The following is a 26,915-nucleotide window of genomic DNA, read 5'->3' on the forward strand; positions in this document are numbered from 1 at the left end:
TTTACCGATTGTTTTCTTACGCAATTCCGGACGCAGAACCGCTTCGCACTTTTGCTGGAATTGCTTCTAATCTTGCATAAAGCCGGGCGGCGTTGATCGCTGCCCGGCCGTTTTCAGGGAATTTTTGCATGCGTGTTGCGTTTCGTCTCGCCCTTCTCGCCGCCGCTTCGGTCCAGCTTCCGGGGCCCGCGCTCGCGGCAAACGGCTGCGCGGACGGTACGTTCTCCACCACGCATTCGCCGGACGGCAACGCGACGAGCATCCTGTTCGACGATTTTTCCGCGATGGCGGGCGGGGCTTCGGGCGTGCGGCGCGCCACCAGTTCCTGCAAGCTCAGCGTGCCCGTGACCCAGAAGGACGGGCACTCGGTCTACGCCGTGGATTATCGCGGCTTCGCTTCCACGGAGGACGGCCAGACCGCCTCGCTTCGCACGACGCAGGATGGCAAGCAGATCCTGCAATACGAGATCAAGGGGCCGCTGCAGGACGACGTCGCCATCTCCGACAGGGTCGGCGTTTCGGGCTCCGATTCGCTCGACCTCGCCGTAATCCTCGATGCGACGGGGCCGCTCGACGAAAACGGCTTCGAATCCACCCTCTCCATCGACTCGATCGACTTCGCGCGCATCGGCTTCACCACCACGGCCTCGGTCGTCGGCTCGATGAACCAGATCGCGCGCCAGCGCCAATCCATCGCGCTCGACCTGATCGACACCGCGCAGAACCTGCTCGGCCAGACGAGCCGCTTCGACGAGGGAAGCTACCTCGCCGCTTTCGCCAGCTCGGATGCGGCCGCGGGCTTCAACGGGCGCTGGGAGGCCGGCAACGGCGTGAGCGTTCTCGGTGGTGCCGCCATCGTCAACCCGAACCGCACCGATGTCGGGCTCGACACGCTGGCGCTGCTCGCCGGCGCCGTGCGCTACACCACGCCCGCCACCACCTGGCGGGCCTTCGGCGAGGCTGGCGCCTGGGGATCGCCCGATATTTCGGCCTCGCTGTCGCGCAGCTACGTGAACCTCGATTCGCTGGTCTTCGCCGGCGGCACGGCCTCCGGCTCGCTGTTCAGCGCCTATGGTCGGCTCGGCGTGATCTATGCGCCGGACGATGCCAACGAGATCGCGCTCTCCACCCGCTTCACCCGCTCCTGGCTCGACCTCGACGGCTATGACGAGGATGCCTCCGGCAAGAATCTGTTTGCGGCCCATATCAAGGGCGGCCGCTCGCATTCGGATACGGTCAGCGCCGAGCTCGCCTGGAGCCGCAGGCTGGACGACAGGTTCGACTATACCCTGCTCGGCGCGGTCGGCCGGACCTTTGCCGGCAGCAATGGTGTGAAAGCCTCCGTCGACTGGGTCGGCGATGTGAAGGGCAAGGCCGACGACCAGACCTTTGCGACGGTCGGCGGGCGCGTCGGCTGGAAATTCGACCAGCGCTGGCAGCTCGACACCGCCGTTTCCGCCACCTTCCGCGAAAGCGACAAGCCGGACTGGAACATCGGCGGGCAGATCAAGGCGTCGTTCTGACGGCTGTGAATGCTGCGACCTTCCGGCGGGATGTGACGCTATCGCACTTTCGGCCGGATGCGGCGCGGGTTAAGAGTGGCGACCACAGGAGCGCCATCATGACCCCAGCCGACGCCCGACCCATCATTCTCAGCCGTGACGAAGCGGGCGAATTCCTGCTGCCGGCGGAAATGCTGGCGGAGCGTTTCGGCTGGCCGACGCAGACGCTGCGCGACATGATGCGACGCGGCTTCGTCACGTCGCGCGTCGAGCGTGGCGAGGGGGAGGATGCGGGCCGCTGGCGGCTCACCGTGCGCTGCGGCAACCGGCGCTGGCAGGCGATCGTCGAGGCGGACGGCACCGTCGGCACGCAGAGCATCGAGGTCATCCCCTCCGCGCCGCGGCGCACGGGGCGCTGACATTCAGTCGCCGAGAAGCTGGCGATCGTCGCCGTCGCGACGGCTCACCAGTTCCTCCTTGATGCTGCGCAGCGTCTTCAGCGCCTTCGCCCTATCGGTATAGGCGACGAGATTGGCCAGCATGTCGATGACCGCCAGGTAGGCATAGCGCGTCGAGGTCGGCCGGAAGATGTTCTTGCCCTCCGGCAGATCGACGGAGATGACCACGTCCGCCGCGGTCGCGACCGGCGAGCCGCTCTGGGTGACGACGATGGTGGGGATGGCGCGCTTGCGCAGCAGGCCCAGGCAATGCACCAGCGCCGGATCGCGCCCGGTGAAGGACGAGCCGAACACCACCGTGCCCGGCAGGGCGGCTGCCGAGATCATCGCATTCATATTGTGGTCGTTGGAGGCATTGACGCGGCAGCCGAGCCGGAAGAGCCGGTTGTGCAGCTCGTTGACGATCATCGCCGAATTGCCGCTGGCGCCGAAGGCCTGGATGAAATCAGCGCCGCGCAGCAGGCGGGCCGCCGTGTCGAGGGCGGCGAAATCGAGCTGGCGGTGCAGCTGGAACAGCGCGTTCTGCGCCTTGGCGATGATGTCCTCGGCCACCTCGTCCGCCGTCTCGGTCGGCACTTCCGGCTTCACATAGCGCAGGCCGACATAGGTGAGCCGGGCGAGCTGCACCTTGAAATCCGGATAGCCCTTGCAGCCGAGCCGGCGGCAGAAGCGGGTGACCGTCGGCGGCGACACGCCGGCACGCTCGGCAAGCTCGCCGATCGACGAATTGACGACGAAATCCACATCCTCCAAAGCAAGCTGCGCAAGTTTGCGATCCAACCCGGAAAGCCGGCCGTCCTCATCCGACAATGCGTGAAAAAGGTCCATCGGCTCTCCGCCCCTGCGCGATGCGTGAAAACGAATTTCTTATGCGTCAGTCATAACACAGTGCCGCTTCGCATCAATGGTTTTGGCATGAGGCTTCGCAGATGGGCGCCGCTTTTTCCTGGGCGAAATGCCGGAATAGCAGGCCCTACAGCATTCCTGCCTCGTTTCGGAGGTTGCGCGGCGTCCGATTTTTTACACGCGGAGGAGAAATATTTTTTCATAATTTCACGTCGAACAGCTGCAACGCCGAGGCGACGGCAGACGGCGCTGAAATTCCGGCACTCTTCGCCACCTTGCATTTTCAGGTCATTTTCACCGCTCGCACTCTACAACAGCAAGTGCCGGCTTCGGAACGGTTTGATATTCAAAGCGGATTCGAAGTGCTTGCTTCACCGCTGACCTCTCCGCGCAATTTGGCTGCGTGAAAATTCCTCTCTTTTCCGACCCGCAAGAAAACAGATTACACAATGAGCCGGCATAAGCGCACCCGATCTTGACTTTCTGTGAAATTATCGCATTATCGGGAAAATAAATTACACCGCACAGGCGGTGAAACAAACACGGGAACATTATCGGAAAGCCTCACGGCCGAACGCGTCAACGCCCTCACCGGCGGATGATGGCGGCTGGGCGCGTCCTAAAGCTTCAACCCATTCGGACGGATAGACATGCGCATCTTCACGGCCTCGCTGGCGACCGAGACCAATACATTTTCCCCCGTTCCGACGGACATGAACGCCTTCAAGGCCGCCTTCTATGCGGGGCCGGGTGAACATCCCGACACGCCGACGCTCTGCTCCTCCGTCGTGCCGATCCTGCGCCGGCGCGGACGCGCCGAGGACTTTACCGTCATCGAGGGCACTTCCTGCTGGGCGGAGCCGGCCGGGCTTATTCAGCGCAGGACCTATGAGACGCTGCGCGACCAGATCCTTGACGAGTTGAAGGATGCGCTGCCGGTGGATGCGGTCGTGCTCGGCCTGCATGGCGCGATGGTGGCGCAGGGTTATGACGATCCCGAGGGCGACCTCTTGTCCCGGGTCCGCGCCATCGTCGGTCCGAAGGTGCTGGTCGCGGCGGAATTCGATCCGCACAGCCACCTGACGGCGCTGCGCGTCGCCAGTCTCGACCTCATGGCGACCTTCCTCGAATTCCCGCATACGGATTTCGAGGAGCGGGGCGACCATGTCGTCGACCTTGCTCTGCGCACGCTGCGCGGCGAGATCCGGCCGGTCATCTCGACCTTCGACTGCCGCATGATCACCCTCTACCCGACGAGCCGCGAGCCGATGCGCTCCTTCGTCGACCGTCTGAAGGCGATGGAGGGCCGCGGCGGCATCCTGTCGATCTCCGTGATCCACGGCTTCATGGCCGGCGACGTGCCGGACATGGGCACCCGCATCCTCGTCGTGACCGACAACGACAAGGCCAAGGGCGACGCGCTGGCGGAAGTGCTCGGCCACGAGCTTTACGCCCTGCGCCGGCAGGCGGCGATGCCGATGCTCGACACCGAGAACGGGCTCGACCGGGCCTTGGCGGTACGCGCCGAACGGCCGGATGTGCCGGTCGTCATCGCCGATGTCTGGGACAATCCGGGCGGTGGCGTGGCGGGGGATGCGACCCATATCCTGCGCCGGATGATCGAGCGCGGTTTTGAGAATGTCGCGGTGGCGACGATCTGGGATCCGATTGCCGTATCCTTCTGCCATGCGGCGGGCGAAGGGGCGGAGCTTGCCCTGCGCTTCGGCGGAAAATCCGGGCCGGAGGGCGGCGAGCCGCTCGACCTGCGCGTGACGGTGCAGGCGGTGTTCGATGCCGGCTGGCAGAGTTTTCGCAACAGCCGCGTGACGCTCGGCGCCGCCGCCGTGGTGCGCCCGCTCGGCACGAGCATCGACATCGTGCTGATCACCAGCCGCACCCAGACCTACCAGCCCGACATCTTCGCCAACCAGGGCATCGACTTCACGCGGAAAGCCTTCCTGCTGGTGAAATCGACCAACCATTTCCATGCCGGTTTCCAGCCGGTCTCCTCCGAGATCGTCTATGTCGCCGCGCCGACCTCCTACCCGACGGACCCGGCCACGACGGCCTATCGCAAGGCAAGCCATACGCTCTGGCCGCGTGTCGCCGATCCGCTCGGACTGGAAAGCTGAACCACCTGCCGGACGGGAGCCGGCGTCAACGTTGAAAAAAGAGAGGGTTACAAGATGAAACGTGCATTGGTTCTCATGACATTGGCCGCACTTGCCGGCACCAGCAGCCTGGCGATCGCCCAGACCACCGACGGCGTGCTCACCGTCGCGACCATCGGCGAGCCGCCGACGCTCGACGCCATGCAGACGCCGACCGACATCGTGCTGACCATCGACCAGCACATTTTCGAGACGCTCTACACCTATGACACCGAGTGGCGCTCCGTGCCGCTGCTCGCCGCCGCCATGCCGGAGATTTCCGAGGACGGCCTCACCTATCGCATCCCGCTGCGCGAAGGCGTGAAATTCCATGACGGCAGCGATCTCGACGCCAAGGACGTCACCGCCTCGTTGACGCGCTGGATGGCAGTCAACTCCAAGGGCAAGCAGGTCGCCGAAGTGATCGAGAGCCTTTCGGAAGACGGTGCGAACGCCGTCGTCGTCAAGCTGAAGTCGCGGTATGCGCCTCTGCTCGCCACCTTCTCGCAGGCCTCCATCATCATGCCGTCGGAAAAGATCGCCGATACGCTGACCGACTTCATCGGCACCGGCCCCTATGCGCTGAAGGAGCGCAAGCCCGACCAATATACCCAGCTCGTGCGCTTCGACGGCTACACGTCGCCGGAGGGCGAGCCCAGCAACTATGCGGGAAAACGCGAGGCGATCGCCAAGGAAATCCGTTTCGTGCCAGTGCCGGACGCCAATACCCGCGTCGAGGGGCTGATCTCCGGCCAGTTCGATTTCGCCGATTCGCTGCCGGTCAGTGCCTATGAGCGCGTCGAGGCGAGCGGCAATGCCAAGCCGGTCATCTACGAAAACACCGGCTGGGCCTCGCTCAACATGAACATGAAGGAAGGCCTGCTCACCAGGAAGGCGCTGCGCCAGGCCGTGCAGGCGGCACTTAACCCGAACGACATGATGCTCGCCGCCTTCTCCGACGAGCGCTTCTTCAGCGTCGACGGCTCGATCTTCCCGAAGGGCTCGCTCTGGCACACGGAATCCGGCGTCGCGCGTTATGGCGAAGGCGACCCTGAAACCGCCGCGAAGCTGCTCGAAGAGGCCGGCTACGACGGCACGCCGCTGCGCCTGATGACCAGCCGCCAGTACGAGTTCCACTACAAGATCGGCGAGGTCGCCAAGGCCTATCTCGAAGCCGCCGGCTTCAAGGTCGACATGCAGGTGGTGGACTGGGCGACGCTGACCACCCGGCGCGCCGACCCGAAGGAGTGGGACATCTTCATCACCCATTCCAACTTCCCCGGCGACCCGACGACGATCAACACGATCACCGACGCCTATCCCGGCTGGTACGTCTCGGACGAGAAAGCCAAGGTCGTCGCGACCTATATGGACGCCGTGTCCGACGCGGACAAGCAGAAGGCGTGGGAAGGCATCCAGGCCGTGATCTACGACGATGCGCCGCTCTTCAAGGCCGGCAATTTTAATGCGGTCACGGGGGTTTCCACCGGCATTTCCGGCTATACGCCCACCTACTGGCCGCATTTCTGGAACGTAACCCCGAAGAAGTGAGGCCCTGAATCATGGTTCGGATCGCTCAGGCACTGTTGAAACGGCTGGGGGGCATGGCCATCGTGCTCGCTTTGGTCGTGACGGTGGTTTTCGTCATCGTCCGCGTGACGCCGGGCGATCCGGCCGCCGTGATGCTGGGGTCGGATGCGACCCCGGAGGACATTTCGCAACTGCGTAGCAAGATGGGTCTCGATGCGCCGCTGATCGCCCAGTACGGCCAGTTCGTGCTGGGCATCCTCAAGGGCGATCTCGGTCAGTCGATCTTCCTCGACCAGCCGGTGACGACGGCGCTTGCGGCGCGCGCCGAGCCGACCTTCTTCCTCACGCTGTTCTCGATCCTGATTGCGGTGGCGATCGCGCTGCCGGTCGGCATCTTCTCCGCCGTCAGGCGTGGCACGCTGTTCGACCAGGTCGTCGTGACGCTCACCATGGTGGCGGCGAGCGTGCCGAGCTTCTGGCTCGGCCTTATCCTCATCCAGGTCTTCGCCGTCGGCCAGGGCTGGTTTCCGGCCTCCGGTTACGGCGGGCCGGATACGTCCTTCCTTGAGCGGCTGCATCATCTCGTGCTGCCCGCGGTGGCGCTCGGCATCGTCAACTCGGCGCTGATCACCCGCTTCACCCGTGCCGCGATGCTGGACGTGCTCGGCGACGATTATGTGCGCACCGCGCGCGCCAAGGGGGCGAGCGAACGGCGCGTTATCCTCAAACACGCGCTGAAGAACGCCCTGATCCCGATCATCACCGTCATCGGCCTGTCCATCGCCATGCTGGTGGCGGGCGCGGTGGTGACGGAAACGGTGTTCGGCCTGCCGGGCGTCGGCAATCTCGTGGTCTCGGCCGTGCTGCGGCGTGATTACCCCGTCATCCAGGGCGCGCTGCTGGTCGTCGCGGCGATCTACGTGCTCATCAACTTCATGGTGGACATGCTCTACATCCTCGTCGATCCGCGGGTGCGCCTATGACGACAGCCTCCCTCCCCTTGCCCTTCACCGCCAGCCTGCGCCGGCTCTTCCGCAACCGCGCCATCCTCTTCGGCGCGATCATCCTGGCGATCGTGCTCCTGGCTGCGATCCTTGCGCCCTGGATCGCGCCCTATGCGCCGAACAAGCTGTCGATCGTCAACAAGCTGAAGGCGCCGTCCTTCGCGCATGTCTTCGGCACCGACGAATTCGGCCGCGACATCTTTTCCCGCGCCATCTTCGCCGGTCGCATCTCGCTGCTCGTCAGCCTCGGCGTGGTCTCCATCTCCACCGTGCTCGGCGTGCTTTTGGGGGTGACCGCCGGCTTCTTCCGCAAGCTAGACGCGCCGATCTCGCGGCTGCTCGATGCCATGATGTCCTTTCCGGATATCCTGCTCGCCATCGCGCTCGTCGCCGCCCTCGGGCCATCGCTCACGACCGTCATCCTGGCGCTCGGCATCACCTATGCGCCGCGGCTCGCCCGCATCGTGCGCGGTTCCACGCTGGTGCTGCGCGAACTGCCCTATATCGAGGCCGCCGTCGCCATGGGCCTGCCGACCTGGCAGATCCTGACGCGCCATGTGCTGCTCAACCTTGCCTCGCCCATCCTCGTCCAGGCGACCTTCGTCTTCGCCTCGGCGATGCTGGCGGAAGCGAGCCTTTCCTTCCTCGGTGTGGGCGTTTCCACCGACATGCCGACCTGGGGCACCATGCTCGCCTCCGGCCGCGAATATATGAACAACGCCCCCTGGCTGATGGTGTTTCCGGGGCTGGCCATCGTCTTCTCGGTGCTCGCCCTGCAACTGCTCGGCGACGGGCTGCGCGATCTGGTCGATCCGCGCCTTGCGAAGGAAAGCTGACATGACGGACACTGTGCTTTCGGTCGAGAACCTGACGACGTCGTTCAAGACCGCGGAGGGATGGCGCGCCGTCATCCGCAACATCAACCTGACGGTCGATGCCGGGGAAACCGTCGCCATCGTCGGCGAATCCGGCTCGGGCAAGAGCGTCACCGCGCTCTCCACCATGCGCTTGCTGCCGCCCGGCCGGGCGCGCTACGAGGGCCGCATCCTGCTCGAAGGCCGCGATCTTTTGCAGGCGAGCGAGGCGGAGATGCGCGCGGTGCGCGGCGGCGTCATCGGCATGATCTTTCAGGAGCCGATGACCTCGCTCAACCCGGTCTTTACCATCGGCAACCAGATCGCCGAGGCGCTGGTGCTGCACCGCGACCTCTCGTGGAAGGCGGCCGAGGCGGAGGCCCTGCGGCTGATGGAGCGGGTGCGCATCCCCGCCGCGAAATCCCGCCTGCAAGAATATCCGCACAAATTCTCCGGCGGCATGCGCCAGCGCGTGATGATCGCCATGGCGCTCGCCTGCCGGCCGAAGCTGCTCATCGCCGACGAGCCGACGACGGCGCTCGACGTGACCGTACAGGCGGAAATCCTCCACCTGCTGCGCGAATTGCAGCGCGAGGAAAACATGGGCGTGCTCTTCATCACCCATGACATGGGCGTGGTGGCCGAGGTGGCGGACCGCACCGTGGTGATGTTCCGCGGCGACATGATCGAGACCGGCCGGACGCAAGACATCTTTGCCGCGCCGAAGGCGATCTATACGAAGGCGCTGCTCGCCTCCATCCCGCGCCTCGGCACGATGGGCGATGCGGCGGCGCCGCGCCGCTTTCCGGATGTCGATCCCGCGACGGGTCTCGCGACCGATGGCCGCGTCACGCAACCCGTTTCGACGGACGCCAAGCCGATCCTGACGGTCGACAAACTCTCCGTGCGCTTCGCCCTGCCGCAGGGACAGATCCACGCCGTCGAGGATGTCTCCTTCGATCTCAGGCCGGGCGAGACGCTGTCGCTCGTCGGCGAATCCGGCTGCGGCAAGTCGACCACCGGCCGGGCGATCATGCGCCTCGTCGATCCGAGCGCCGGCTCCGTCGTCATCGACGGGCAGGACGTGACCAAGGCCGGATCGAGTGTGTTGCGCGCCATGCGCCGCACCTCGCAGATGATCTTCCAGGACCCCTTCGCCTCGCTCAATCCGCGCATCACCATCGGCTCGGCCATCGCCGAACCGATGCTGGCGCACCGCCTGCTGGAGCGGCGCGAGGCGAAGGAGCGCGTCGCCGAACTGTTGGAACAGGTCGGCCTGTCGGGGGCGATGGCGGGGCGGCATCCGCACGAATTTTCCGGCGGCCAGCGCCAGCGCATCTCGATTGCCCGCGCGCTGGCGCTCCAGCCGAAATTCATCGTGGCGGACGAGGCGGTGTCCGCGCTCGACGTGACGGTGAAGGCGCAGGTGTCCAACCTGCTGCTCGACCTCCAGGAAAAGCACCGCCTCGCCTATCTCTTCATCTCGCACGACATGGCGGTGGTGGAGCGCGTCAGCCATCGCGTCGCGGTGATGTTCCTCGGCGAGATCGTCGAGATCGGCCCACGTGCCGCGATCTTCGACAACCCGCAGCACGCCTATACGCGCCGCCTCATCGCGGCCGTGCCGATGCCCGACCCCACCCGCCGCGGCCACCAGCCGCCGCCGCTCAACGAGGAGATCAAGAGCCCGCTGCGCCCACACGGCTACGTGCCGCCGAAGCGCGCCTATCGCGAGGTTTCGCCGGGGCATTTCGTGCAGGAGGCGGCTTAATCCAGAACAGCCGCACGGCCGCGGTTCCCGCCAGGGGCCCTATGGAACTTTTTGCGCCATCTGGGATTGTATCGGAACAACGCCCACAAGGCAGGTTCCGATATGGAAAGCGATCACAGGTGGCAGATGCCCGTCGTTCTGGCGAACCCGGAAGCGCAAGCCTTCGTCATCGTTCGCAGCTCCGTCGAGGCGGCGGCCTATCTCATGCAATTCTGGCCAAAACAACATGGCAGCGCCTTCTACAAGGCGATGCGCCTGTGTGCCGACGCGCTCGACGGCGACGCCGAGGACCAGGAGGCGCGCGATGCCTTTCTGGCAGCCGCGCATGAGGCGAAGATCGCCATAACGCTGCACTGAGCTGCCCTTGCCGCAGGAGAAATGCGGGCCATATCGCCTGATGAACCCCTGAACGGAGCCAGAGAGCGATCACCCGAGCGGCCCTCCCCATCCTGCTGATCCCGCTGAGCGGCTGCGCCGGCGCGCAGTCGGCACTCGACCCGGCGGGCGAGGAAGCGGCGGCGGTCTACACGCTCTTTCTCGTCATGGTGGTCGGCGGCGCGCTGATCTGGCTTGCCGTGGTTGGCCTGCTGGTCCAGGCCGGGCGCCGGCGCGAAACACCATGGTCGGCGGAGAAGGCCGGACGGCTGATCGTCTGGGGCGGGGTCGCCTTTCCCGTCGTCGTCCTTCTGGCGCTGCTCGCCTATGCGGTCTGGCTGATGCCGGCGATCCGGCCGTGGCTGACGCGCATGGCTCCGGCGCCGGAAACCATCGAGGTCACCGGCGAGCAGTTCTGGTGGCGCATCCGCTATCCGGCAATCGACGGCATGCCGGGTTTCGAGACGGCGAACGAACTGCGGCTGCCGGTCGGCACGCGCACCGGCTTTTCGCTGAAAGCCGCCGACGTCATCCATTCCTTCTGGATTCCCGCACTCGGCGGCAAGATGGACATGATCCCCGGCCGCACCAACACACTGTCACTGGAGCCGACGCGCACCGGCCTTTTTCGCGCGCCCTGCGCGGAATTCTGCGGCACGTCGCATACGCTGATGGCCTTTTCGGTCGTCGTCATGGAACCGGACGACTATGCCGCCTGGCGCCGCGCGCAGGCCGTTGGCAACCGGCCGGGTGCCGGCGAAGGCGAGCGGCTTTTCGCCCATCACGGCTGTGCCGGCTGTCATGGCGTGCGTGGCGTGACGGCGCCCGCCAGCCTCGGCCCGGACCTCACCTTCTTCGGCCAGCGCCAGACGGTCGGCGCCGGCACACTCGCCAACACGGCGCAGAATGTCGCCCGTTTCATCCGCGATCCCGCCGCGGTGAAACCCGGCGCCGAGATGCCGGCCTTCGACATGCTGCCGCAGGAGGATATCGCCGCTATCGCCGCTTATCTGGTGGGGCTCAAATGAGCGATCTTTCGCGTGAGGACCGGGCGGCACAGGAGGCGCAGTTGCGCGAGGTGTGGCGCACGCCCACCGGCTGGCGCTACTGGACCTCCGTCAACAATACCGAGATCGGCCTGTGGTACGGCGCCGCCGCCTTCATCTTCATGCTGTTTGCCGGAATGCTGGCGCTGCTGGTGCGCGTGCAGCTTGCCGTGCCGGGAAACGATTTTCTCTCCGCCGACATGTTCAACCAGGCCTTCACCCTGCACGGCACGGTGATGATGTTCCTCTTCGCCGTGCCGATCTTCGAGGCGGTGGCGATCTTCCTTTTGCCTTCGATGCTCGGCGCGCGGGAACTGCCCTTCCCTCGGCTTTCGGCTTTCGGCTTCTGGAGTTTCGCGCTCGGCGGCGTTTTCGTCTGCGGCTCGATCTTCTTCGGTGCTGCACCCAATACCGGCTGGTTCATGTATCCGCCGCTTGCCACCGACAAGGAATATTCCGGCATCGGCGCCGATATCTGGCTGCTCGGCCTCTCCTTCATCGAGGTGGCCTCGATCGCCGCCGCGGTGGAGCTGATCGTCGGCATCATGAAGTGCCGCGCGCCCGGCATGCGCATCAACATGATGCCGCTCTTCGCCTGGTATCTCTTGATCGTCGCCGGCATGATCCTCTTCGCCTTCCCGCCGCTGATTGCCGGCGACATCCTGTTCGAGATGGAGCGGATGTTCGACTGGCCGTTCTTCGACGCGGGGCGCGGCGGCGATCCGCTGCTCTGGCAGCACCTGTTCTGGATCTTCGGCCATCCGGAAGTCTACATCATCTTCCTGCCGGCAATCGCGCTGATGGCGATGATCGTGCCGACCTTCGCGCAAAGGCCGATCGTCGGCTATTCCTGGATCGTGCTTGCCGCCGTCGGTACCGGCTTCCTGAGCTTCGGCCTCTGGGTGCACCACATGTTCACCACGGGCCTGCCGCAGATCTCGCTCGCCTTCTTCTCGGCCGCCTCCGAAGCGGTGGCGATACCGACCGGCGTACAGGTCTTCGTCTTCATCGCCACCATGCTCGCCGGCCGTGTCATCTTCTCCGTGCCCATGCTGTTTGGCGCAGGCGGGCTTGCGATCTTCATCATCGGCGGGCTGACGGGCGTGATGGTGGCGCTGGTGCCCTTCGACTGGCAGGCGCACGACACCTATTTCATCGTCGCCCACCTGCATTACGTCCTGATCGGCGGCATGCTCTTCCCGATCGTCGCCGGCATCTACTATTATTACCCGCTGCTGAACGCGCGAAAACTCTCCGACAGGCTCGGAAAAATCGCTTTCTGGCTGATGTTCGCCGGCTTCAACCTGGCCTTCTTCCCCATGCATCTCGCGGGCCTGCGCGGCATGCCGCGGCGCGTCTTCACCTACCCGGCCGATATCGGCTGGGACTGGTTCAACCTGATCTCGACGATCGGCGCCTTCGTCTTCGCCTCCGGCGTCGCCCTCGTGGTGATCGACGTCATCCGCCCCAAACACCGCCAGCCGAAGGGCGGGCAGAACCCCTGGAATTCCGGCACGCTGGAATGGATTTCCGAACCGGAGGAAAAATGGGGCGTGCGCTCCATCCCGATCATCAGGAGCCGCTACCCGATCTGGGACCAGCCCGGCCTGATCGAGGACATCAAGGCAGGCCGCGGCTACCTGCCCGACACCAGGGACGGCGCGCGCGAAACGCTCGTGACCTCGGTGCTCGACGCAAAACCCATCCAGTGCCTGCGCGTCGGCGGCACCTCGATCCTCACCATCGTCGCCGCCTTTTCGCTCGGCGGCGTCTTCATCGCGTTGACCTTCCACTGGTGGATCGCGACGATCGTCTCGGCCCTCGTCACGCTCGCCACCATCATCGCCTGGCTGTGGACCGGCACGGCCACCATCCCGGAGGAGGAGATGCGCGACGTCGGTCGCGGCGAGACGCTGCCGCTCTATACGTCCGGGCCGCAATCGGTCGGCTGGTGGGCGATGTTCATCACCATGGCCGGCGACGGCACCGCCTATGCCAGCCTGATGTTCGGCTATTTCTTCTACTGGACGATCCACGAGGATTTCACCGCCGGCCATGCCGGCCCCGGTCTGCTCTGGCCGCTCCTCGCCGCCGGCCTCTTCACGCTCGCCTGGGTGGCCATGCTGTTCGCGCGATGGGTCAACGAAACCGACCGGCACGGCCTCACCCGTCTTGCGCTCGTCGTTGCCATGCTCCTGGCGCTCGCCGCCTGTTGCGCGGGCCTTGCCGGGCCCTATCTCACCGGCATGAACCCGACCCTGCATGTCTATCCGGCGATCGTCTGGGTCGTCGCCCTGTGGACCGTCGTGCATGGCGGCGTCGGCATCATCATGCAGCTCTATTGTCTCGCCCGCAGCTTCGCGGGGCGGATGAGCGCGCGCCACGACATGGACCTGCGCAATGTCGCGCTCTACTGGCATTTCCTCGTCGTCACCGCGATCACGTCCTTCGGCGTGCTCGGCCTGTTTCCGGGATTGAGGTAACGCCATGCGCCTCATCCCCAAGGAAGTCGAAAGTCTCTGGACGCTCTTCACCGCACCGACGATCTGGGCGCTGCATTTCCTCGCCTGCTACGTCACCGCCGCCGTCTTCTGTGCCAAGGCGGGTGCGGCGCCGTTCTCCTTCGAGGCGATGCGGCTCGCCCTCGGCGCGGTCACGCTGGTTGCGCTCACGGGCATCGTGCTCTCGGCCTATCTTGCCTGGCGGCAATGGGGTTTCGGTTCGGGCGACCCGCCGCATGACGAACCGACCCGCAAAGACCGCCTGCTCTTCCAGGGGTTTGCGACGCTGCTGCTCTCCGGCCTCAGTTTCGTCGCGGTGGTCTTCGTCGCCGTGCCGCTCCTCTTCATCGGGGCGTGCCAGACATGAGGACGATCGCGCTCCCCGCCGGCTTCGGGCTTCTCGGCCTTGCCCTCGTGCTCGGGTTTGGCGCGGGCTCCTTCACCGTCCATATGGTCGCGCATATGGGTATCGTCGCGGTGGCCGCGCCGCTGATCGCCTACGGCCTCGTCGGCACGCGACGCGACCCGCTGGCGCGCTGGAACTGGATGACGCCGATGCTGGCCTCGCTGATCGAGCTCGTCGTCGTCTGGTTCTGGCATATGCCGGTGCTGCGCGCCGCGGCGGATGCGAGCCTTGTGCTGCTGCTCGTCGAGCAGGCGAGTTTTCTCGCCGCCGGTCTGCTGCTGTGGACAACCTGCCTAAGGCCCGGTGACGGGCGGCTTGCCGGGACGATCGGGCTGCTCTTCACCTCCATGCACATGACGCTGCTCGGCGTGCTCCTGGCGCTGGCGCCGCGCCCACTCTATGGCGACGGCGCGGTCACATGTTTCGGCATCCCCCTCTCCGCGGCGGCCGACCAGCAGATCGGCGGCGTGGTCATGCTGATGGTCGGCGCGCTTTCCTATCTCGCGGGCGGTGTGGCGCTTCTTGCCGGCCTGCTCCGGGAGGATGGGCCGCAACCGGCGGAGGGACCGCGATGCTGATCGGCTGGAGACATGTCGTCGGCCTCGCCATCGCCGGCGTGGCGGCCGCTTTCCTTGTCGCCTGGAGCGGCGTCTTCGGCATCGGCGCAAGCTCGGGCCATTGGAAGGCGACCGACTGGTTTCTGCACTGGGCGATGCGCGCCTCCGTGCGCACGGCGGCGCTTGGAACCGAGGTGCCGGCCTTCAGCGAGGGCATGCTGCCGATGGCGGCGGGCCATTTCGAGCGGGGCTGCGCCATCTGCCACGGCTCGCCCGCCATGGCGCGGCCGGACAGCGTGCGCCATATGCTGCCCGCCCCGCCCGACCTCAAGGGCCTCATTTCCACCTGGAGCGACGCCGAACTGTTCCAGATCGTGCGGCACGGCGTGCGCTTCACCGGCATGCCGGCCTGGCCGGTCGCCGGGCGCGAGGACGAGGCCTGGGCGATGGTCGCTTTCCTGCGGCGCTATCCGGCGCTGGATGCAGCGGGCTACCGGGCGCTGGCCGGCTTTTCGGGAAACCAGTCGCAGGCGATGGACCGCATCGTCGAGACCTGCAACGGCTGCCATGCAGCCGAGCGGCTCGGCCCCGACAGCCTGATCCCTCACCTCGCCGGGCAATCCGAGACCTATCTCGCGGACGCGCTTGCCGCTTACGACAAAGGCGCGCGCCCAAGCGGCATCATGGCGGTGGCGATACAGGGATTGAGCGAAATGGACCGGCAGGCCCTTGCCCGCCATTTTGCCGGCGAGACTCGCGGGAATGTATCCCCGGACGAGGACGAGCAGATCATCGAGCGCGGCAAAATGCTGGCGATGCAGGGCGATCGCGCGCGGCGCATTCCCGCCTGCCTGTCCTGCCACGACAAAACGGGCGGCAACCCCGCCTATCCGCGCCTTTCCGGCCAGCCGGGCGGCTATATCGCCAACCAGCTCCGCCTCTTCGTTGCCGGGAGCCGTGGCGGCGGGCCGTTTCAGGCGCTGATGGCCCGGGCGTCGGAAAATCTCGAAGAGAACGACATCATGGCGCTTTCAGCCTACTTCGCCGCGCGCCCGTTCAAGTAGCGCACATGTTTCGGCGGCTGGTCGTTCTCGTCGGGATTGGGTTCCGGGTTTTCGTCCGGCAGGCGCTCGGGGTCCGGCTCCTCGATCGGCGGGCTTGGATCGTCGATCGGCGGCAGGTCCGGAATGGGGACCGGACCGGGCGTGGGCTCGTTGGGGATGATGGCCATGATTGCCCTCCTGTTCACCGAACCAACCCGGTGACGGAGGCAATTGTTCCCGCCGCTCTGGGCTTCCGTTTTTTCCGCATTATCCGACGCCGAAGCGATGCCGACGGGATCGAAGGTGACGGCGGGAAAGGTCTCGAACAGGTATTTGGCGAAACTCTCGCGCGCCTCCACCGTACGCAGCGCTCGGCTATTCGTCGACATCACGCGGCATGTGGCTATCGACGCCGCGCGCCAGAAGTGCCTCTGCCTGGACGTCGCGCACGCCCTTCTGCCGGCGCACGAGGTCGATAAGATGCCGCCGGTCAGCCTCGCTGTCGACGGAGCCTTCGAGGTGGGCGACGCCATCGCGGATGGCGATTTCGAGAAAGGCGGGATCGACCCGCGCATCCACTTCCAGCACCTGCGTGATGCGGTCCTCCAGCTCATCGTCGGCAATGGAGTCCTTCTCCTCATCGGAAAACGGCAACGGCACGCCGTCCACATCCTGCACGGCCGGATCGGTGGTGATTTCGACGCCTTCGTTTTCCAACTGGTCGAGATTGGCCTCGGGCTTGCCATAGGGCGCATTGCGCGCGGCGCCAGGATCGCCGTCCCTGTCGGCATAGGGCCATCCGTCGCGAATGTCGCGCTCCTCGAAATCACGGAAATCGTCCTCGCGGGATACCTGCTTGCGGTCGGTCATCGCGTGTCTCCTATTGCTTTTCGTTGGAGAAGACCGAACCGATCGGGGCGGGCTTTGTTCCGCTGCGAAACGCCGCCGTTGCTGCGGGGCGTCAAAACGCGCCGGTTCTGCTTGATCATCGCATGGCTCCTCGGAGCACCGCCCACCCCGACCGGGTTCAAGGGAGCATCATCACGCAGCAATCACGCGGAAAGGCGACGGCGCCTCATGCCCGCTCGGCCGTCGTCTGCCATGCCGTGTGCAATGCCTCGAAAAGCTGGGCATATTGGGAGGCGCTGCGCTCCCAGGAGAAATCGGCCTTCATGGCCTGGCGTTGCAGGCTGCTCCAGGCCTCGCGGTCCTCGAAAGCCTCGCAGGCCCGGCGCACCGCCTCGCGAAAACTGTGCGGATCGACCGGGTGGAACTGAAAACCCGTGGCGACCGCCCGCGCCATCGCCGCCTCGTTGGCGTCGATGATGGTTTCCGACAGGCCACCGGTCCGACCGACAAGCGGGATCGCGCCATAGCGCATGGCATAGAGCTGGGTCAGGCCGCAGGGCTCGAAGCGCGATGGCTGCACCAGCACATCGCAGCCCGAAACGATGAGATGCGCCAGTTCCTCGCTATAGCCGATATGGGCGCTCACGCGATCGGGGTAGCGCAAAGCACAGTCCCTGAGCGCCGCCTCGATCGTCGCATCGCCCTGGCCGCAGACGACGAGCTGGCCGCCGTGCTGCACGATCTCCTCGGCCACCTCGGCAAACATGTCCGCCCCCTTCTGCCAGGTCAGCCGCGTCAGCGCCGCAAAGAGCGGTCCATCGGCATCCGGCAGGCCGAAATGCTGGAGCACTGCCGCCCGGTTCTCCTGCCGGCGCGCCAGCGAGCGGGCGTCGTAAGGCCTTGGAACCAGGGGATCGGTCGCCGGGTTCCAGATATCCGCATCGATGCCGTTGACGATGCCGTAGAGCGCTGCGCGCCGCGTCTGCAACACGCCGTCGAGCCCCATGCCGAGCTCCGGCGACAGGATCTCGCGCGCATAGGTGGGGCTGACCGTCGTGACGATATCTGCACAGACAAGGCCGCCCTTCAGGTAGCCGACGCCGCCGTAATATTCCAGGCAATCCATGCCGAATGCCGCCATGGGCAATTCGAGGCGTGGCGCGATGTCGACGGAAAACTGCCCCTGGAAGGCGAGATTGTGAACCGTGCAGACGACCGGAAGCGAACTCTGGAACCGATAGCGCAGATAGACCGGCACGAGCGCGGTCTGCCAGTCGTGCACATGGACGATATCGGCGCTGCCGACCGGCAGGTGCCCGAGGGCAATCTGCGCCCCGGCGAGCGACAATGCGGCGAAACGCAACCAGTTGTCCGGATGGTCGTAGCCGGCGCCATCGAGATAGGGCCCGCCGGTACGCTGGTAGAGTTCGGGGATTTCGAGGACCAGCAGGTCCAGCCCCTCCGTAACCGCGCGGGACACCACCGCCCGGTAGCCGAGCAGGCCCTCGAGGGACCCGACTTCGACCCTATCCGGCAGGCGCTCCAGCACCTGGGGATAACCAGGCACAAGGGTCAGGACGTCGACACCGAGCGGGCGCAGGGCCTTCGGAAGGGCGCCCGCCACGTCTGCCAATCCCCCGGTCTTGATGAGAGGAAAAACCTCCGAAACAATCGACAGAACGTTCATGGCCTGTCAGACACCACTCCGCTGGAGGGATCGAAAACCCCGCCGGTCGGCGGGGCGCAAGGTGACAGCATAACCGAAACGCTCAAACGGACGCGCGAAAAATCTCTGCCTGCTGCGGCTTGCGTCTCGGGCGGGTGAAAAGCGCCACGCGCTGGAGCGGAAGCGGCACGATCGGCGTGACGGTCTTCACGCGCATTCTCGACTGCACACGCGCCGTTGCCATTTCCCAATGGCGCGCATCCTGCCCATGCGGCCGCCCCTCCGATTCCCAGATGAGATAGGCTTCGGTGCGCACCAGATCGTCAAAATCAGCCATGTAAATGTCCCTTTCTAAACAGACTGCCCCGTCGCGCCACCACCCGTTTTCTTTTAAAGGAAAGCCAAAAAGGCCCCTTTTCGGGCTGATGCCTGAAACTCCGACAGACGTATTTTCAAACCGGATGACGGGCTGTTTGTTCCCAAGAAAATAGACGTTTCGACGCGGCTGTTCGATGGATATGGGACGCGTGAAACATGCCCCTGAACGCCGAAAGCCCGCTTACGTTTCCGTCTGCGGGCTTTATTGATTTGGTTGCGGGGGGCATCCACTCCATCAGTTCTCAGCGGCAATCAACACTCAGGCCCTTCCGCGACCATAATATCACCTCAAAACCGGCAATGGTCCGCCATTTCGTGCTGGATGGTTGGAAGTCACCGACTTTCAGCATGTTCTTCGTCACCGGGAAATGAACGCTCTCGATGCCTTGCTGCTGATGCCTGGTGACAGGATAGATCGCCGAGGGCTGCTAACGGGCCAATTGCGTCTGGTAGCGTGGCGGATCGACCCTCTCGAAGCCCGCCTTGCGCTTGTTCCATTCCTCCGTCGGCATGAACAAGCTGTCGGGGTCGCGAAGATTGGCCTTGATCGCATCCAGATTGAGGTCGAGACCCAGGCCCGGCAGGTCTGGAACCTTGACATAACCGTCATCCAGATAGTTCGGCTCGAGACCCGTTACCAGTTCTTCCCAGAAAGGCACATCGAGGCCATGATGCTCGACGGCCATCAGGCTGCCGATCGCTGCCCCGCAATGCACATTGGCCATGAAGCCAATCGGCGAGCAGCACGAATGCAGAGCCGTAGCCAGGCCATGCCGGGCGCCGTAGTCGGCAATCCGCTTGGTCTCAAGCATACCGCCTGACGTCAACAGATCGGGATGCAGCACATCGAAGGCCTGCGTTTCGATCGCCTCGCGGAAACCGTCGAGGAGGTAGAGATCCTCACCGCCTGCCACCGGCGTCAGCAGCGCATCGGCAACCTTCTTGTGGCCCTTGATGTCGTGCCAGATGACCGGATCCTCGATCCAGGCAAGATTGAAGGGCTCCAGCGCCTTGCCGATGCGGATGGCCTCATCGGCGGTCACATAGCCTTCGCCGAAATGGTCGACGCAGAGCGACACCTCGCTGCCGACCTCGGCGCGAACGGCCCGCACGATCTCGACGGCGGTCTCGATTCCCTTTTCGGAAATCTTGGCGCCGCGGCCGGAACCCGCAACCCGGGCACTGTTGCCGAGGGGATATTCATGTCGGGTCGCAGACCCCACCAGCGCGTCCTCCGTCGTTTCGAACAGTCTGGGCGGCAGGTCGAACTTGATGAAGGTAAGCCCCATGTCGGCCCGGGCACGTACCGCCTTGGCATAGGCCTCCGGAGTGAGCTTCTCGGGCGCCGGCGTATCGCCGTAGATGCGAACGCTTTCGCGATACTTCCCGCCAAAGAACTGGTAGCAAGGCACTCCATAGATCTTACCGACAAGATCCCACAAGGCGATCTCGATCCCCGAAATGCCACCCCCTTCCCGTCCGTCTCCTCCGTAGATGCGCAGAGCATTGAAGATCATGTCGACATTGCAGGGGTTCTGGCCGAGCAGGAAATGCTTCAGCCGCAACGCGCTCTCCGGGTGCCCGCCATCGCGGACCTCGCCCAGGCCATAAATGCCCTGATTGGTATCGATCCGGATCAACGGATAGTAGCAGATGCCCGTCACCACAGCGATCCGAACGTCGGAGATCCTGATATCGGACGGACGGGAGTGGGTCCGGACGGCGTTCTCCACAGCCTCGATGGCCTCAGCCGAATTGATGGCCTTGTTCACTTTCAATCTCCTGGTTGAAAGGCCGGTCTTGGGACCCGGCCCCTTAAATCAATTTTTGTCGTCAGGCGGCATTCAGCCTGTGACCGGACCGACTGTCGAAAACATGGATGAGATCGGGTGCGACGGAGACCTCGAAAGGCTCGCCGGCGCGTATCGTGCGTTCGCCGTCGACCACCGCGACGAGGTCACGCCCGCCGACATCGAAGGTGACGTGGGTCAGTGCTCCCGTCGGCTCCACGAAGCGCGCCGAGCCGGACAGCCGGGATCCGTCGCCCTGTGCGACGAGGTGTTCGGGGCGAACGCCGAGCGTCACGGGCCTGCCCGTTTCCAGCTGCACGCCACCGACGCGGATCGTGCCGCCATCGGCGAGCGTTGCGACCGCCCCCCGATCATCGCTGCCGCCGACGGCTTCGATGAAGTTCATGGCGGGCGTGCCGATGAACCCCGCGACGAAAAGATTGGCAGGCCTGCGATAAAGCTCCAGTGGGTGGCCCTGTTGTTCAATGCGGCCTCCATGCATCACGACGATATGATCAGCCAGGGTCATGGCCTCGATCTGGTCGTGGGTTACATAGATCGAGGTCGTCTTCACCTTCTGGTGCAGCGCCTTGATCTCGGTCCGCATCTGTACGCGCAGCTTCGCGTCGAGATTCGACAGGGGTTCGTCGAACAGGAATACCAGGGGATTGCGGACGACGGCACGTCCCATCGCGACACGCTGACGCTGGCCGCCGGAAAGTTGCGAGGGCCGACGATGGAGGAGCGGCGTCAGACCGAGCATGCGGGCCGCCTCGCCGACGCGGGCCTCGATCTCGGCCGTGGATTTCTTCGCCAGCTTCAGGTTGAAGCCCATGTTTTCGGCCACGGTCATGTGCGGATAAAGCGCGTAGTTCTGAAAAACCATCGCGATATTGCGCTCGCGCGGCGTCAGGTCGTTAACGATCCGGTCGCCGATCGCGATCTCGCCACCGCTGATTTCCTCCAGTCCGGCAATCATCCGCAACAGGGTCGATTTTCCGCAGCCGGACGGTCCGACCAGCGCCACGAACGCGCCATCTTCGATCGTCAGATCGATGTCGTGGATGACATCCAACGCGCCGTATTTCTTTTTGATGCCCGTCATCTTCACGGAAGCCATGGCTCTTCTCCTGTCGTTCGAAATGTGCCGGGCGGCGAACCGCCCGGCAGCGAGTGTCAGCCGGCACGCCGCATGGTGCGTTCCCAACCGGCCGCCACTTCATCCATGGCATCCTGCGGCGACGCCTGTCCCAGCAGCGTCTTGGAGAGGCCGGCGCGAAGCTGAGCTTCGACCGCGCCCCAATAGGCATCGCGCGGATTGGCGATGGCCGTCTTCAGCTGATCCGCCATCACCTTGGTGAAGCCATATTTTGCAATCACCTCCGGGTCGTTCAGAACCGACAGGCGCGCCGAGGCATTGCCCTTTTCCATGGACCGCTTTGCCCATTCGCGACTGGTGATGAACTGCACGAACTCAAAGGCCCATTCCTTGTTGGCACCGGCCGACGGCACGGCAAAGCTCCAGCCGCCGAGCGAGGAGCGGCTGTCGGCGATGGTTTCCCTGCCCGGCACCAGCGCCCATTGCCAGCGGCCCTTGGTCTTTGATTTGTCAGAGCGGTTGATCGGCGTCGCGGAGGCGTTCAGCGTGATGCCCATGGCGTAGCGGTCGTTCTGGGCATTGGCGATGATTTCATCCCATTCCCAGGTCAGCGCATCTTCCGGCACGACCTTGTGCTTGTTGAGAAGGCTTGCGTAATAATCGACGGCTGCAACCGATTCCGCATTGTTGATCAGGATTTCCTTGGTCTTGCTGTCGTAGAAGCCACCGCCCGACGACAACAGATAGGGACCGAAATGGTCGACGATCGCGCCGCCCTGCCGGGCGCAATAGCCCACGCCGAAGCGGTTCGGTTTGCCTGCCTCGGTCAGCTTTTGCGCCGCATCCAGGTATTCCGCGAAATTGCTGGGCGGAGCGCTCAGTCCGACCTGTTCCAGAAGCTCGGGCTGGTAGTGCAGGATGTAGGTCGTGCTGCGATAGGGAATACCGCGCTGAACGCCATCGATAGAGGCGAGATCGATGGAAGCCTGCGAGAATTCGTCCATGCCGAAATCGGCTGCATATTTGCCGCCTGCCGTTTTCATCAGTTCGTTGACGTCAGCCATGTAGGAGTGCATCCAGCCGATCATGGATGCGCCCATCTGCATGACGTCGAAGCTGGTGGTGCTGCCGCTCGTCAGTTCCGCGCGGGCACGGGTGACCAGCGGCTCGTTTGGAAGCTGGATATATTCGACCTCGATGCCGGTTTCCTTGGTGAAGGCCGGGATCGCGTCCTCGATGATCGTGCCTTTCCAAGGCGCGCTGTCGCCCAGCACGGTCAGCTTTGCCGGCTTGCTCCGCGCCAGGGCCGGCGTGAAAAGCGTGGAGCTCATGAGGCCGACGCCTGCCACCGTCGCCGCCGACCCTATCAGCAAATTGCGACGCGAAACCTTCGATCCGTTCAAAATTCCCTTGTTCTTTTCCATTGGTATTCTCCTCCTCCGTTGAAGTTCGTTATTTCACCGTTCCCGATGACAGGCCCTGCACAAGGTGCTTCTGGACGATCATCGAGAAGATGATGACGGGGATGACGACGAGTACACCGGTGGCGGTAATCGCTCCCCAATTGGTGCCGGTCTCCCCACCGGCATAGGCTGCAAGCAGGACCGGCGAGGTCCGCGTCGAATTGTTGGTCAGGATCGCCGCGAAGATGAAGTCGTTCCAGGCCAGCAACAGCGACAGAATCGCGGCTGTGACGATGCCGGGCCGGGCCAGCGGCAGGACGATCTTGCGGAAGGCGAGCATTCGCGAGGCGCCGTCGATATAGGCCGCTTCCTCCAGTTCCTTCGGGAGATTGGCAAAGTAATCCTTCATGACCCAGACGATCAGCGGCAGGCTGAAGGTCGTGTAGGCGATGATGATCGACAACCGCGTGTTCGACAGACCGACTGCCTTGAACAAGACGAAGAGCGGCAGCAGGATCGCGACCGGAGGCAGCATTCGCATGATCAGCAGCAAGATCATCGTGACGCCCTGGCCGCGAAAGCTGAAGCGGGCGAAGGTGTATGATGCCGGAATGCCGATGATCAATGACAACAGGACCGAACAGCTCGTGGCGATCAGCGAGTTGGAGAACGACGACAGGAAATCCGACTGAGTCAGCACCTGGGCGTAGTTCTCGAAGGTCGGCACCCACAGGAAGATCGGCGGATTGGTGAAGATTTGCTCGCGGGTCTTCAGCGATATTCCGACGATCCAAAGCAGCGGAAAGAGGAAAATCACGAGCAGGACCGCGAGGCCGGCATAGGTAAGACCGTAGCGGATCGCCTTGCGGCGTTTTCCGAGCGAGGAACCTGACATTACTGGATCTCCTTGCGCTTGGTTGCGAGTATGAAAAGGACGCAGAAGATCAACACGATCAGCAGCATGACCCAGGATGCGGCCGCCGCCAGCGTCAGGTCGAACGACAGGAACGACGCTTCGAAGGTGTAGACCGACAAAAGCTTTGTCGAATTGGCCGGACCACCGCCGGTCATCACCCAGATATTTTCGAAGGAGCGAAACTCGAAGATGGTGCGCAACAGCACCGCGACGACCACATACGGCATCAACAGCGGCAACGTGACATGGCGGAAAGTCTGCCAGCGATTGGCGCCGTCAACGGCGGCAGCCTCCACCGGTTCGCTCGGAAGGGATTGCAATCCGGCCAGCAGCAGGATGGCCACGAACGGCGTGTTTTGCCAGACGTTGACGATGCCCACGGCGAACAATGCGAGATCGGGATCGCCGAGCCAGACGGTTTTCGTGCCGAGCAGCGCGTTGACCAGGCCATAGCTCGGATCCAACAGCAGCTTCCAGGTCAATGCGGCCACGATCGGCGTGATCATCATGGGGATGATCAGTGCCGTGCGGAATACACGGACGAAGGGCACGCGACTGTTGAGAAGAAGCGCCACACCAAGGCCGAGGACCAGCTCGGCGGTAACCGTCGCAAGGGTATAGGCGATCGTCAGCATCAGGCTGGACCGGAACAGGGGATCGCTGAACAGATCCTGGTAGTTCGAGAGACCAACGAAACGTCCGCCGAACAGGGCGCTGTCGATCGTCCAGCCCTGAAAGCTCAGCAGCAGCGAAAATACCAATGGAATGCCGAAAACCAACGCGCTGGCCAGCATTGTCGGCACGATCGTCAGCGGCACGAAGATACGATCCTGAAACTTTATCCAGGCGTTGCGACGCTCGACATCATTGCTGTCGTCGGCCGCGAAGACAAAGCCGTCCGCAGGCTCAACGTGATGGGCCACCATCTACTCCTCCTCCCACGGCACCCTCCTCCGGGCCCGCCATTTTAATTTGCCAACCTAACAGAAAGCATCAACAATCAATCTCAATACCTAACAAACATCAAGAAAAATCTTACTTTTGGGAATTTTTTTACGAAATCTCCCAAATTTCAGCAACTTCGAGCAACTTTACGGGCAGCCGGAGTCCGCTTGGTTATTATTATTAGGTTGTTATGTTGCCGCGTCCGGCTTCAGAGCCGGCAACGGCATTGACCAATTTCGCGAATGCGAGCATGCCGGGGTCATCCAATCCAACACTCTTGTCGCCGAAAAACTTCGCCCGACCCATGCGGCACGGCAGGTCGCGGTAGCGACGAAGTGCATCGTTCGCCGACACCCGCGCCGCCGTCGCGGCCTGGGGGCCGTCGGAGACATCGGCCAGTGCCAGAACGAGGGCGTGGACGCTGTCCAGCACGGTCTTGTCGCCCAGGCTGGCGCCGCCCCGCGCGATCATGCCATCGAGCACAGCGGCCAGCAGTCCGGACAGGTCGCCCCAATCGACAGTGGCGCGACCCTTCGTCTGCCTGGAGAGAGACAGGAACGCGCCCGAGATCAGGGTGCCAAGACTGGATCCGGTGGCAGACATTCCGGCTCGCGCAAGCTTGCCGAAGGCATCGCTCGCATCCGTTGCTTCGGCCGCGCCGCTCTGCGCCATCGCTCCGACGACACGCGCCAGCATTGAGCCCGTGTCGCCGTCTCCGAGTTTTGCGTCCGCCTGGTTGAGCTCCTGCTCCAGGGACTGCACTGCCCCTGCCGCGCGATCGATAGCGGCACCGATCCCGGATACGTCAATAGACATCAGCCAACCCTCCAGAACGGGCAGTCCGCCGGCGCGGCCAGCAAAGCCTTCAACTCCGCATCCAGGTGGAAGATGCTGAGGGATGCACCCTGCATTTCCATCGAGGTCACATAGTTGCCGACCAGAGGCGCCACGATCGTCAACCCGGCCACCTGCAGCTGGGCGCGGACCCGGCGATAAAGGATCAGCAATTCTTCCATCGGAGTTGCGCCCAGGCCGTTCACCAGCACGGAAACCTCGCCGCCAGCCGCCGGTGGGAGATCGGCCAACAGCCGCTCGACCATTTCATCTGCGATCGCATCCGCCGGGCGCAGTTTGTCACGCCAGATTCCCGGCTCCCCGTGAATACCGATTCCCATCTCGATTTCGTCGTCGGCCAGATCGAAGCTGGGCTTGGCGGCGGACGGCAGGCGGCAGGCGGCAAGCCCGACGCCGATGGTGCGCGTGGCTGCCACCGCTTTTGCTGCGACCCGGGTCACCTCGTCGAGATCGGAACCTGACCTGGCCGCCGCTCCGGCCGCCTTGTACGCATAGATGAGGCCCGCCACGCCGCGACGGCGGGCGAGCTGATCCGGCCCGCCGCTGGCAATATCATCCGTGCCGAGGACGGTGGTGCAGGCAATGCCTTCGTCCTCCAGCATTTCGCCCGCCATGTCGAAATTCATCCGGTCTCCACCGTAATTGCCGTAAAGCCGAAGAACACCGCGACCGCCATCCGCGAGGCGTATCGCTTCGATGCAGCTGTCGACATTCGGCCCCTCGAAGACGTTGCCGACCGAGCAGGTATCGACCAATCCGGAGCCGACGTAACCGGCAAACAAGGGCAAGTGGCCAAAGCCCCCGCCGGTCGCAATCCCCACCTTGCCCCTGGTCTCGGGGTGCGTCCGGCGAATGACGCGTCCCGCCGCCCCGTCCCGGACAAGCAAGGGAAAGGCGAGCGTCAGCCCGTCAAGTGCCTCGTCGACATAGTGCGCTGGATCATTGATCAACTTCTTCATCTGCAGTCGTCC

General features: G+C 64.2%; 26 protein-coding genes and 1 pseudogene. 14 read left to right on the plus strand and 13 right to left on the minus strand.

Annotation, left to right across the window (positions count from 1 at the left end; translation table 11 throughout):
* Positions 1-128 precede the first annotated feature (128 nt).
* Both VGN93_RS13670 and VGN93_RS13675 read left to right on the plus strand, forming a co-directional pair.
* Positions 129-1,523, plus strand: a complete 1,395-nt coding sequence (locus tag VGN93_RS13670) for a DUF4360 domain-containing protein (RefSeq protein WP_327507935.1) — start codon at positions 129-131, stop codon at positions 1,521-1,523.
* A 98-nt stretch (positions 1,524-1,621) separates the two neighbouring features.
* Positions 1,622-1,921 carry a DUF6522 family protein gene (locus tag VGN93_RS13675; RefSeq protein WP_319310189.1) on the plus strand — a complete coding sequence of 100 codons (300 nt, stop codon included), beginning with the start codon at positions 1,622-1,624 and terminating at the stop codon, positions 1,919-1,921.
* A gap of 3 nt (positions 1,922-1,924) precedes the next feature.
* Here VGN93_RS13675 and VGN93_RS13680 read toward each other — a convergent pair whose 3' ends face one another.
* On the minus strand, positions 1,925-2,788 hold the full coding sequence (locus VGN93_RS13680) for a MurR/RpiR family transcriptional regulator (RefSeq protein ID WP_319310186.1): 864 nt from the start codon (positions 2,786-2,788) through the stop codon (positions 1,925-1,927).
* A 101-nt stretch (positions 2,789-2,889) separates the two neighbouring features.
* Between VGN93_RS13680 and VGN93_RS13685 the strand changes: the two genes are divergently transcribed.
* The 12 genes from VGN93_RS13685 (at position 2,890) to VGN93_RS13740 (ending at position 16,064) form a co-directional block, all read left to right on the plus strand.
* Positions 2,890-3,213, plus strand: coding sequence for a hypothetical protein (locus tag VGN93_RS13685; protein ID WP_327507936.1), 324 nt, complete (start codon positions 2,890-2,892; stop codon positions 3,211-3,213).
* A 243-nt stretch (positions 3,214-3,456) separates the two neighbouring features.
* Positions 3,457-4,938, plus strand: coding sequence for a M81 family metallopeptidase (locus tag VGN93_RS13690; protein ID WP_327507937.1), 1,482 nt, complete (start codon positions 3,457-3,459; stop codon positions 4,936-4,938).
* Between the two features lie 54 nt (positions 4,939-4,992).
* Entirely contained in the window at positions 4,993-6,507 is a 1,515-nt protein-coding gene (locus VGN93_RS13695) for an ABC transporter substrate-binding protein (RefSeq protein WP_327507938.1), read from the plus strand.
* Between the two features lie 11 nt (positions 6,508-6,518).
* On the plus strand, positions 6,519-7,469 hold the full coding sequence (locus VGN93_RS13700) for an ABC transporter permease (protein ID WP_414714091.1): 951 nt from the start codon (positions 6,519-6,521) through the stop codon (positions 7,467-7,469).
* Positions 7,466-8,326: an ABC transporter permease gene (locus VGN93_RS13705; RefSeq protein ID WP_256118377.1), complete on the plus strand. Its 861-nt coding sequence runs from the start codon at positions 7,466-7,468 to the stop codon at positions 8,324-8,326. The genes VGN93_RS13700 and VGN93_RS13705 overlap by 4 nt, the downstream gene beginning before the upstream one ends.
* A gap of 1 nt (position 8,327) precedes the next feature.
* The gene (locus VGN93_RS13710) at positions 8,328-10,115 is read left to right on the plus strand and encodes an ABC transporter ATP-binding protein (protein ID WP_327507939.1); all 1,788 of its coding nucleotides are present in this window, start codon (positions 8,328-8,330) and stop codon (positions 10,113-10,115) included.
* A 126-nt stretch (positions 10,116-10,241) separates the two neighbouring features.
* Positions 10,242-10,472, plus strand: a complete 231-nt coding sequence (locus VGN93_RS13715) for a DUF982 domain-containing protein (RefSeq protein WP_319310176.1) — start codon at positions 10,242-10,244, stop codon at positions 10,470-10,472.
* Positions 10,473-10,576: 104 nt separating this feature from the next.
* Positions 10,577-11,518 carry a cytochrome c oxidase subunit II gene (coxB, locus tag VGN93_RS13720; RefSeq protein WP_327507970.1) on the plus strand — a complete coding sequence of 314 codons (942 nt, stop codon included), beginning with the start codon at positions 10,577-10,579 and terminating at the stop codon, positions 11,516-11,518.
* A complete protein-coding gene (gene ctaD, locus VGN93_RS13725) occupies positions 11,515-14,019 on the plus strand; it encodes a cytochrome c oxidase subunit I (protein WP_327507940.1) in 2,505 nt (834 codons plus the stop codon). Before coxB ends, ctaD begins: the two co-directional genes overlap by 4 nt.
* 4 nt (positions 14,020-14,023) lie before the next feature.
* Entirely contained in the window at positions 14,024-14,404 is a 381-nt protein-coding gene (locus VGN93_RS13730; RefSeq protein ID WP_327507941.1) for a hypothetical protein, read from the plus strand.
* Entirely contained in the window at positions 14,401-15,021 is a 621-nt protein-coding gene (locus tag VGN93_RS13735) for a cytochrome c oxidase assembly protein (RefSeq protein WP_327507942.1), read from the plus strand. The genes VGN93_RS13730 and VGN93_RS13735 overlap by 4 nt, the downstream gene beginning before the upstream one ends.
* On the plus strand, positions 15,015-16,064 hold the full coding sequence (locus VGN93_RS13740) for a c-type cytochrome (RefSeq protein ID WP_327507943.1): 1,050 nt from the start codon (positions 15,015-15,017) through the stop codon (positions 16,062-16,064). Before VGN93_RS13735 ends, VGN93_RS13740 begins: the two co-directional genes overlap by 7 nt.
* On the opposite strand, the gene VGN93_RS13745 is transcribed toward VGN93_RS13740, so the two are convergent.
* From VGN93_RS13745 to VGN93_RS13800, 12 genes and pseudogenes are all read right to left on the minus strand, one after another.
* Entirely contained in the window at positions 16,037-16,231 is a 195-nt protein-coding gene (locus VGN93_RS13745; protein WP_327507944.1) for a hypothetical protein, read from the minus strand. The two genes, VGN93_RS13740 and VGN93_RS13745, sit on opposite strands and share 28 nt — an antisense overlap.
* A gap of 187 nt (positions 16,232-16,418) precedes the next feature.
* Positions 16,419-16,913 (minus strand): BON domain-containing protein, encoded by a 495-nt coding sequence (locus tag VGN93_RS13750; RefSeq protein ID WP_327507945.1) that lies wholly within the window; start codon positions 16,911-16,913, stop codon positions 16,419-16,421.
* Positions 16,914-17,118: 205 nt separating this feature from the next.
* Positions 17,119-18,579, minus strand: coding sequence for a glycogen synthase GlgA (gene glgA / locus VGN93_RS13755; RefSeq protein ID WP_327507946.1), 1,461 nt, complete (start codon positions 18,577-18,579; stop codon positions 17,119-17,121).
* An 82-nt stretch (positions 18,580-18,661) separates the two neighbouring features.
* Positions 18,662-18,895, minus strand: coding sequence for a DUF2934 domain-containing protein (locus VGN93_RS13760; protein ID WP_327507947.1), 234 nt, complete (start codon positions 18,893-18,895; stop codon positions 18,662-18,664).
* A 295-nt stretch (positions 18,896-19,190) separates the two neighbouring features.
* Positions 19,191-19,343: pseudogene (locus VGN93_RS13765) on the minus strand (DDE-type integrase/transposase/recombinase); the annotation flags it as partial.
* Positions 19,344-19,364: 21 nt separating this feature from the next.
* Complete coding sequence (locus tag VGN93_RS13770) at positions 19,365-20,708, minus strand: mandelate racemase/muconate lactonizing enzyme family protein (protein ID WP_327507948.1); 1,344 nt, start codon at positions 20,706-20,708, stop codon at positions 19,365-19,367.
* 61 nt (positions 20,709-20,769) lie between these two features.
* Positions 20,770-21,846, minus strand: a complete 1,077-nt coding sequence (locus VGN93_RS13775) for a sn-glycerol-3-phosphate ABC transporter ATP-binding protein UgpC (RefSeq protein ID WP_327507949.1) — start codon at positions 21,844-21,846, stop codon at positions 20,770-20,772.
* Positions 21,847-21,902: 56 nt separating this feature from the next.
* Complete coding sequence (locus VGN93_RS13780) at positions 21,903-23,156, minus strand: sugar ABC transporter substrate-binding protein (RefSeq protein WP_327507950.1); 1,254 nt, start codon at positions 23,154-23,156, stop codon at positions 21,903-21,905.
* Positions 23,157-23,277: 121 nt separating this feature from the next.
* The gene (locus VGN93_RS13785; protein WP_319310157.1) at positions 23,278-24,123 is read right to left on the minus strand and encodes a carbohydrate ABC transporter permease; all 846 of its coding nucleotides are present in this window, start codon (positions 24,121-24,123) and stop codon (positions 23,278-23,280) included.
* Positions 24,123-25,070, minus strand: coding sequence for a sugar ABC transporter permease (locus VGN93_RS13790; protein ID WP_327507951.1), 948 nt, complete (start codon positions 25,068-25,070; stop codon positions 24,123-24,125). Before VGN93_RS13790 ends, VGN93_RS13785 begins: the two co-directional genes overlap by 1 nt.
* A gap of 199 nt (positions 25,071-25,269) precedes the next feature.
* A complete protein-coding gene (locus tag VGN93_RS13795) occupies positions 25,270-25,905 on the minus strand; it encodes a dihydroxyacetone kinase subunit L (protein ID WP_327507952.1) in 636 nt (211 codons plus the stop codon).
* Positions 25,905-26,903: a dihydroxyacetone kinase subunit DhaK gene (locus VGN93_RS13800; RefSeq protein WP_327507953.1), complete on the minus strand. Its 999-nt coding sequence runs from the start codon at positions 26,901-26,903 to the stop codon at positions 25,905-25,907. Before VGN93_RS13800 ends, VGN93_RS13795 begins: the two co-directional genes overlap by 1 nt.
* Positions 26,904-26,915 lie beyond the last annotated feature (12 nt).

Source organism: Shinella sp., from assembly GCF_035998705.1.
In the GTDB taxonomy this organism is placed as follows: Bacteria; Pseudomonadota; Alphaproteobacteria; order Rhizobiales; family Rhizobiaceae; genus Shinella.

Coding starts and splice junctions, on each gene's coding strand:
- VGN93_RS13670 (WP_327507935.1), top strand. CDS start 129: ATGCGTGTTGCGTTTCGTCTCGCCCTTCTCGCCGCCGCTTCGGTCCAG.
- VGN93_RS13675 (WP_319310189.1), top strand. CDS start 1,622: ATGACCCCAGCCGACGCCCGACCCATCATTCTCAGCCGTGACGAAGCG.
- VGN93_RS13680 (WP_319310186.1), bottom strand. CDS start 2,788: ATGGACCTTTTTCACGCATTGTCGGATGAGGACGGCCGGCTTTCCGGG.
- VGN93_RS13685 (WP_327507936.1), top strand. CDS start 2,890: ATGGGCGCCGCTTTTTCCTGGGCGAAATGCCGGAATAGCAGGCCCTAC.
- VGN93_RS13690 (WP_327507937.1), top strand. CDS start 3,457: ATGCGCATCTTCACGGCCTCGCTGGCGACCGAGACCAATACATTTTCC.
- VGN93_RS13695 (WP_327507938.1), top strand. CDS start 4,993: ATGAAACGTGCATTGGTTCTCATGACATTGGCCGCACTTGCCGGCACC.
- VGN93_RS13700 (WP_414714091.1), top strand. CDS start 6,519: ATGGTTCGGATCGCTCAGGCACTGTTGAAACGGCTGGGGGGCATGGCC.
- VGN93_RS13705 (WP_256118377.1), top strand. CDS start 7,466: ATGACGACAGCCTCCCTCCCCTTGCCCTTCACCGCCAGCCTGCGCCGG.
- VGN93_RS13710 (WP_327507939.1), top strand. CDS start 8,328: ATGACGGACACTGTGCTTTCGGTCGAGAACCTGACGACGTCGTTCAAG.
- VGN93_RS13715 (WP_319310176.1), top strand. CDS start 10,242: ATGCCCGTCGTTCTGGCGAACCCGGAAGCGCAAGCCTTCGTCATCGTT.
- ctaD (WP_327507940.1), top strand. CDS start 11,515: ATGAGCGATCTTTCGCGTGAGGACCGGGCGGCACAGGAGGCGCAGTTG.
- VGN93_RS13730 (WP_327507941.1), top strand. CDS start 14,024: ATGCGCCTCATCCCCAAGGAAGTCGAAAGTCTCTGGACGCTCTTCACC.
- VGN93_RS13735 (WP_327507942.1), top strand. CDS start 14,401: ATGAGGACGATCGCGCTCCCCGCCGGCTTCGGGCTTCTCGGCCTTGCC.
- VGN93_RS13740 (WP_327507943.1), top strand. CDS start 15,015: ATGCTGATCGGCTGGAGACATGTCGTCGGCCTCGCCATCGCCGGCGTG.
- VGN93_RS13745 (WP_327507944.1), bottom strand. CDS start 16,231: ATGGCCATCATCCCCAACGAGCCCACGCCCGGTCCGGTCCCCATTCCG.
- VGN93_RS13750 (WP_327507945.1), bottom strand. CDS start 16,913: ATGACCGACCGCAAGCAGGTATCCCGCGAGGACGATTTCCGTGATTTC.
- glgA (WP_327507946.1), bottom strand. CDS start 18,579: ATGAACGTTCTGTCGATTGTTTCGGAGGTTTTTCCTCTCATCAAGACC.
- VGN93_RS13760 (WP_327507947.1), bottom strand. CDS start 18,895: ATGGCTGATTTTGACGATCTGGTGCGCACCGAAGCCTATCTCATCTGG.
- VGN93_RS13775 (WP_327507949.1), bottom strand. CDS start 21,846: ATGGCTTCCGTGAAGATGACGGGCATCAAAAAGAAATACGGCGCGTTG.
- VGN93_RS13780 (WP_327507950.1), bottom strand. CDS start 23,156: ATGAGCTCCACGCTTTTCACGCCGGCCCTGGCGCGGAGCAAGCCGGCA.
- VGN93_RS13785 (WP_319310157.1), bottom strand. CDS start 24,123: ATGTCAGGTTCCTCGCTCGGAAAACGCCGCAAGGCGATCCGCTACGGT.
- VGN93_RS13790 (WP_327507951.1), bottom strand. CDS start 25,070: ATGGTGGCCCATCACGTTGAGCCTGCGGACGGCTTTGTCTTCGCGGCC.
- VGN93_RS13795 (WP_327507952.1), bottom strand. CDS start 25,905: ATGTCTATTGACGTATCCGGGATCGGTGCCGCTATCGATCGCGCGGCA.
- VGN93_RS13800 (WP_327507953.1), bottom strand. CDS start 26,903: ATGAAGAAGTTGATCAATGATCCAGCGCACTATGTCGACGAGGCACTT.